The organism is Acetobacter senegalensis, assembly GCF_001580995.1.
Lineage (GTDB): Bacteria > Pseudomonadota > Alphaproteobacteria > Acetobacterales > Acetobacteraceae > Acetobacter > Acetobacter senegalensis.
Map to the genome: position 1 here is coordinate 1 of NZ_LHZU01000012.1, position 693 is coordinate 693.

At 52.4% G+C, this 693-nt stretch carries 1 protein-coding gene and 1 pseudogene; both read left to right on the forward strand.

Annotated features, from left to right (window positions below; genetic code table 11):
- The coding region (locus tag AD948_RS18440; protein ID WP_211264405.1) for a hypothetical protein at positions 1-212 on the forward strand (212 nt) is incomplete at its 5' end.
- 118 nt (positions 213-330) lie between these two features.
- Positions 331-567: pseudogene (locus AD948_RS18915) on the forward strand (hypothetical protein); the annotation flags it as partial.
- Positions 568-693: the final 126 nt, after the last annotated feature.

The following is a 693-nucleotide window of genomic DNA, read 5'->3' on the forward strand; positions in this document are numbered from 1 at the left end:
TGCTTGCGGAGCATGCGTATGAAATTGAGGTAGCGTGCCCTCACACACGCAAAAGCCAGGACACGCAGGGAAAAGGAAAAATGGCTGCTTCCTGCCGTTTTTCAGGAATCATGACGCCAGTGACACTTTGCATGACACCCGTCATGACGGCGGAGATGGCAGTTCCGGACAGTGTCACTGGATGCGTGACACCTTCCCGACTGATGTCATGACGCTGTCATTCCAGCCTCTCGGGGAGCGCAGGAAGTGCGATGAAAATGACGCCCAAGTGACACCGTCATGAGGGTGTCATCACTCCATGAAGAGAAAATTTACGGGAAATTTCATATACACAAACACGCCTTGCTCAATGCGGCCTTCATCACCTTTTCCAAAACGTTGCTGCTCAAGGGCAGCGAGACCGTCAGCCGCTTTGGCAAGATCATCCTCTCCTACACCATGCAGCAGGCTGTCTCGGGCGACAAAGCCCTGCGTGATTTTATTGATTACGTTATCCTGGATGAACGGTGCCATCTGAAGAAGCATAAAATCATAGCCCAGCATTCTGGTCACTTCTGGAACGCGTGATGCCGTAATGAAAGCGCCATAAGGTAAGGCGGCACAGAATGGTGGAAGTGATGCTACAAAAATAGTGTGCTTTGACCGCGATGGCGGGGAGAACGAACCCGCTACGCGGGATTGGTGCGGTGTGCA